At 67.6% G+C, this 5,625-nt stretch carries 4 protein-coding genes; all 4 read right to left on the bottom strand.

Annotated elements, in window-relative coordinates; translation table 11 throughout:
* Window positions 1–15 precede the first annotated feature (15 nt).
* Window positions 16–1,812: a hypothetical protein gene (locus B8460_RS09890; protein ID WP_048861431.1), complete on the bottom strand. Its 1,797-nt coding sequence runs from the start codon at window positions 1,810–1,812 to the stop codon at window positions 16–18.
* A gap of 209 nt (window positions 1,813–2,021) precedes the next feature.
* Window positions 2,022–3,491 (bottom strand): efflux transporter outer membrane subunit, encoded by a 1,470-nt coding sequence (locus B8460_RS09885; protein ID WP_084623452.1) that lies wholly within the window; start codon window positions 3,489–3,491, stop codon window positions 2,022–2,024.
* Entirely contained in the window at window positions 3,488–4,729 is a 1,242-nt protein-coding gene (locus tag B8460_RS09880) for an efflux RND transporter periplasmic adaptor subunit (RefSeq protein WP_158322791.1), read from the bottom strand. The genes B8460_RS09885 and B8460_RS09880 overlap by 4 nt, the downstream gene beginning before the upstream one ends.
* Before the next feature lie 44 nt (window positions 4,730–4,773).
* Window positions 4,774–5,625: efflux RND transporter permease subunit (locus B8460_RS09875; protein WP_048861428.1), on the bottom strand; the 852-nt coding region annotated here is incomplete at its 5' end.

Raw genomic sequence — 5,625 nt, 5'->3', positions numbered from 1 at the left:
CCGCGCGCGGTAGTATCAGTTCGAATATGGCGCCCCGATGCCGCTCCAGGCCTGCCGCAGGACGTGCGAGTACTGGATACCAGTCTGGAACGTGCCGTAGTTGCCGGTGTAGGGACGCCACCAGGCGCCGAGCGTGCCTTCGTAGAGCGCCTTGTTGTTGGCACCGCACCCGAGCGTGCTGAGCTCCGTGCCGCAGCCGGTATTCACCAGCAGCGGGCTGCCGTAGCCGTAGCCCTTGCCGCCGACGGTGTAATCGACGCGGCTCATGATCTGTTCGGTGCCGAGATACCCGTAGAAGTCGATCGACGGGATCGGATGCGAGACGAAGCCGCCCATCGCCAGGATCTCGGGCAGCGGCTCCAGCGAACCGTTCGGGCTGATCGTCGCGTCGGCGAGCTGGCCCGACCCGTACCGGCCCATGCCGTAGCCGCCGAGGAGGCTGGCCTGCAGGTTCAGGCCCGGGATCACCGGGATCACCGTGTTGGCGCCGCCGCCGCCGCCGACGGCGGTGTTGTTGTGGCCCGTGCCGAGGGCGTCGACACGGTCAGACATGAACCGCATGATGCCGAGGATTTCGTAATGACCGAAGCCGGGGTCCCAGGCGGCCTTGGCGATCAGGTCGGGCGCGATATTGTTCGAATAGTTGGTGGTCGGCGCCTCGGTGAGACCGCCGGGGTTGTTGACGTTGGCAAAACCGGCGCCGCCCGGCAGGATCAGGCCGTTGGCACCCGCCGGATAGGTCGTCGCGGTGCCGTAGCCGCTGGTGCCGAAGGTGGTCTGCGGGCTTTCGGCGGAGACCGCCAGCCACAGCTTGTGATCATCGAGGTCCGTGGAGAGCCGCACCTGCGCCTGACGCGCCCAGGTGAAGCCCACCTGGTACTGCGGGTCGATGGTCAGCGGGATATTTTCAAGTCGCGGTACGGCGCCGACGAGGTTCGGTGTCAGCAGCGACCAGGCCTGCCCGGCCAGGAAGTGCAGGCCGATATCGTCCTCGCGGTCGTCATGGTCGATCGCGGCGAAGAGCTGGCGGACACGCAGGTTGTAACTGTTGCTCTCGTTGCTGTTGGCGGTGGCCGCGGCACCGAGGAAGTCCATTTCGTAGTAGCCGGTCAGGCGCGTGTTCGGCGTCGGGTCGCCGAAGGCCAGGATCGACAGGCGGGACTGTTTCGCGGTGGTGCGGAACTCGCCCTCATGCGCCAGCGGCGACTGGTTGAAGGGGATCGCGCCGAACGCGGTCGAGATGTCCGCCGAGCCGTTCTTGGTCCGGTACACGGATTCGCCGGCGAGGAAGCCGCCCAGCGTGACGGTCACGTCGCCGATGCGGAACGTACCTCGTCCGGTATAGGGCTTCGTGTTCACGCCGACCTGGTTGCTCGCGAACGAGTAGGGGCCGGCATTCTCGGACGGACCCGCGATCATCGAGGGCGCCGGCGCCGGCGACGCGGCGGTGTAGCTGTATTGCGGCATGCCGGAGTACGGCGGCGGATAGCTTCCCGGTATGCTAGGCGGCACGACGTTGACGCGCGACTGCACGGCGGCGGCCTGTGCCTGCGCGGCGGTGGCCTGCTTCTGCGCCTGCTGCGCCTGTGTCTGCGCTTGCTGCGCCTGCTGCTTGGCGGCCCGGACCTGAGCCTCCTTGTTCGCCATGTCGCGCTTCAGCGACTGGAGTTCGCGCTGCAGCTGCTTGATCTGGCTCTCGATGCCGTTGATGGCCGAGGCGTCCTGCGCCCGGGCGGGCAGCGCGGAGCCGAGCAGGCCGGCGGCGATCGCGGTCGTCGCCAGAACGGCGCGACGACGGGGGTTGAACGGCATGTTGTCCCTCGCAAACCGGGTTTCGGTGCGGCGGCAACAAACCGATAAACAGGGACGCGACGGTTACAGAGATAAGTCAGTTCGATGAAAGCGGCCACGCTGGGCGGCAGGATGGCCGGGGTGTGGCGGCGCGGCCACGGTTCCGCGTGGCCGATAGTCGCCGCCGCTCGCCGGCCGGCAGGGAGCGACGGCGCCTTCGCGCGGCGGGATCAGGGGCCCGCGTGCAGCAGCCCGGGTTGCGGCGGGGGCGGGATATCGGCCCGCGTCCAGCCGCCACCGAGGGCACGGATCAGGTTCACCGTCGTCTCGGTCTGGACGGCGTGCAGCTGGACCGCCCGGCGCTCGGCATCCAGTTCCTGCGTCTGGGCGACCGCGACTTCCAGGAAGTTGGTTGCACCGTCGCGGTAGAGCGCCGTCGCCTGCGACACCGTCAGCTGCGCGGATTTGACCGCGGCGCTGGCGGATTTCTGTTCCTCGCCCAGCCAGTGGATCTCCGACAACGCGTCTTCCACGTCCTGGAAGGCGCTGAGGACCGTGGCGCGATAGACAGCATCGGCGCTCCGCAGGGCGGCTTCCGAGTCATTCAGTTCCGCCTGCCGGTAGCCACCGTCCAGGATCGGCAGCAGCAGGCCGGAGCCTAGGACCCAGGCGCTGTTCGGCAGCGTGAACAGGTCCGGCCCGTTCGAGGCAAAGCCGCCGACAAGACCGAGCGAGATGTCGGGATAGAAAGCGGCCCGGGCGACCCCGACGATGTGCGCCGCCGCCGCCACCCGCCGCTCGGCCGCCGCGATATCCGGGCGGCGTTCCAGCAGCGTGGACGGCATCCCGGGCGGCACGTAGGGCATCGACAGCGGCGTGCTGTCCGCGGGCATGGTGAAATCGGTCGCGGGCGTGCCGGTCAGCGTCCCGATGGCGTGTTCCATCAGGACCTGGCGGTTGATCAGCCCGGCGAGGGTCGCGCGCGCATCCTCCAGCTGGGTCTCGGCGCGGGAGACATCGACCTCCGGCGCGATCTGGCCGTGGAACCGGTCGGAGACGAGGTTGTACGCCGCCTGATAGGACGCGACCGTGCGATGCAGCAGCGCGACCTCGTCGACAAGGCCGCGCCAGACGAGGTAGTCGCTGGCAAGCTCCGCCTCCAGGCTGAGCTTGGCCGTCGCGAGGTCGCCCGCCGCCGCTTCGGCCAATGCCTGTCCGGCCCGCGCCTCGTTGTGCAGCTTGTCCCAGACGTCGATTTCGTAGGTGGCGAACGCATCGAACGAGTTTCGGCCGTACGTGGCCGGCTGCCCCGGCGGACGCAGCGGGCGGGCGTTCGTCGACAGGTTGTGGTACGAGTAGGCGGAGCCGAACGTCAGCGTGGGGTAGAGGCCGGATTCCGCTTCCTGCGCATAGGCGCGGGCCCGGTCGTAGATCGCGACCTCGTTCTCGAGGTCCGGGTTGTTGCTGTCGAGCCGCTCCTCCAGCCGGGTCAGCACCGGGTCGTGATAGAGCGTCCACCATGCGCCGCGCGGGATCTCGTCGGAGGGGTTGGCGGGTTTCCAGGCGGCGGCGTCCTTGTACGCCACCGCCACGTGGATGATCGGCAGGTTTTCCTTCGGCGCCAGGTCGCACCCCGCCACCAACAGAACCGAGGCCAGGATCGGAGCGGACAGGACGGCAAGACGGCAGGGACGGGTCACTGGTGGGCAGTCTCGGGCGGGTTGTTGTTGCTGTCGTGGGCGTTCGGCATGACCCGGACGGTCTCCCCCTCGGTCAGCGTGTCGGGGGGGCTGTTGATGACGCGGTCCTGCGCGGTGATGCCCTGCAGGATTTCGAGGCGCGTGCCGTCGTCCCGTCCGATGTGCACCTTTTTCAGCACGACCTTGTTGTCCGGCCCCACGGTCGCGACCTCGGCGCCGTGCTCCTGGAAGATCAGCGCGCTGGCCGGGATGAACAGCGCGTCACGGTTCGGCGGCAGGTGGAAGATGACCTGCGCGTAGGTGCCGGGCCACAGCTCTCCCTTGGCGTTGTCGGCCTGCAGCTGCACCAGCACGGTGCGCGACTTTGGATCGATCGCGTTCGCCGTGGTCGCCACCACGGCCGTGAAGACCCGGTTCGGGTATTGCGGCAGCTTCAGCTCCGCCGTCATGCCGTTGGTGATGTCGGCCGAATAGACCTGCGGGACGCGGACATAGATGCGCATCCGGTGGATGTCGGCGACGGCGAACAATTCGTGGTCGGTAGTGCTGCCATGGGCGCTGACCAGGGCGCCGATGTCGGTATGCCGCTGCGTCACCACGCCGTCGAAGGGTGCCACGAGGTTGCGGAAGGCGAGCAGCGCCTCGATCCGCTGCACGTTGGCCTCGGCGGCCTGCGTCAGTGCCGCCTTCGCGGCGGCGTCGGCGGTCTTTTCGTCCGTGGCCTGCACCGACACCGCGTTGGACTTGAGCAGCGCCACCCAGCGCTTGGCGGTGATCTCGGCCAGCTTCTGGTTGGTCTGGGCGGTGAGCAGGTCGGCCTTTGCCTGGTCGAGCTGCTGGTCGAGCTCCGGCGTCTCGATCACCGCAAGGATGTCGCCGGCTTTCACCCAGTCCCCGATGTCCTTGTACCAGACTTTGATATAGCCATTCACCTGCGCATAGATCGGCGCCTGGAAGTAGGCTTCTATGTCACCGGGCAGAGAAATGCGCGGCGGCGCCGTCTCGCCCTTCGGCATCACCACGGCCACGCTCGGGATCGCCTGCTGGTGGGTCCACTGTCCCACCTTCTGATCCGATTCCTGCCGGTCGAGGATGCCGATCACTGCGACGGCCACCGCGGCGGCCAGAGCCACAAGGCCGATCAGGCGACCGACCCAACGGCGCGGCTTGCGCTCTTGCGTGGCTGGCGTCGTCGTCTCGGGCCGGGGCGTGACGCTCGGCGGGTTGGTGTCAGGCATGGTGGCTCCGGGTCCGGCTGGATCGCGCGTTTTCACGAACTGGGTCATGCGTGGATGGGCGGCCGTTCGTGTCCTGCCAACTGCTTCACGGCGTTGTCGCGCCGATGGACGATGGAGAAGACGGTCGGAACAAAAAACAGCGTCGCGATGGTAGCACAGGTGAGGCCGCCGATCACGGCCCGTCCAAGTGCGGCGTTCTGATCGGCACTGATCGCCATCGGGCACATGCCGATGATCATGGCGTTGGCGGTCATCATCACCGGCCGGAGACGGGTGGAGCCGGCCTCCAGCGCGGCCGACAGGGCGTCCTTGCCTTCGGCGAGCTGTTCACGGGCGAAGCTGATGACCAGCACGCTGTTGGCGGTGGCCACGCCCATGCACATGATGGCACCGGTCAGGGCCGGGACGGACAGAGTAGTGTGGGTGATGAACAGCATCCACACGATCCCCGCGAGCGCGGCCGGCAGGCCCGTGATGATGACGAATGGGTCGATCCAGGACTGGAAGTTGACCACGATCAGCAGATAGATCAGCACGATCGCGAAGGCGAGACCACCGAACAGCTGGTCATAGGCGCCGCGCATCGTCTTTGCCTGGCCGCGCAGCAGCACCAGCGATCCCCGCGGCGCCTCGTTATGCGTCTCGTCGAGGATGTTCTGGATGTCGTTGGCGACGGACCCCAGGTCGCGGTCCTGAACGGTGGCGTAGATATCCACCACGGGTTGCACGTTGTAGTGCGACACGACGCCCGGCGTGCGGGTATGGCGGACGGTCGCCAGCGCCCCGAGTAGCTGCGACGTGCCGTTGGCGACGATCGGGACGTTGTTCAGCTCGCTGATCGTGTCGACGAGATACTGCGGCATCTGCACGACGATCGGATAGGACACGCCGTTCTT

Origin of the sequence: Acidisphaera rubrifaciens HS-AP3 (assembly GCF_000964365.1) — a bacterium.
Taxonomy (GTDB): Bacteria; Pseudomonadota; Alphaproteobacteria; order Acetobacterales; family Acetobacteraceae; genus Acidisphaera; species Acidisphaera rubrifaciens.
This window is presented reverse-complemented; position numbering and strand designations above follow the sequence as displayed.

Bases quoted from the DNA above. Each gene is read 5' to 3' on its own strand.
- B8460_RS09890 (WP_048861431.1), bottom strand. From the start codon at position 1,812: ATGCCGTTCAACCCCCGTCGTCGCGCCGTTCTGGCGACGACCGCGATC.
- B8460_RS09880 (WP_158322791.1), bottom strand. From the start codon at position 4,729: ATGCCTGACACCAACCCGCCGAGCGTCACGCCCCGGCCCGAGACGACG.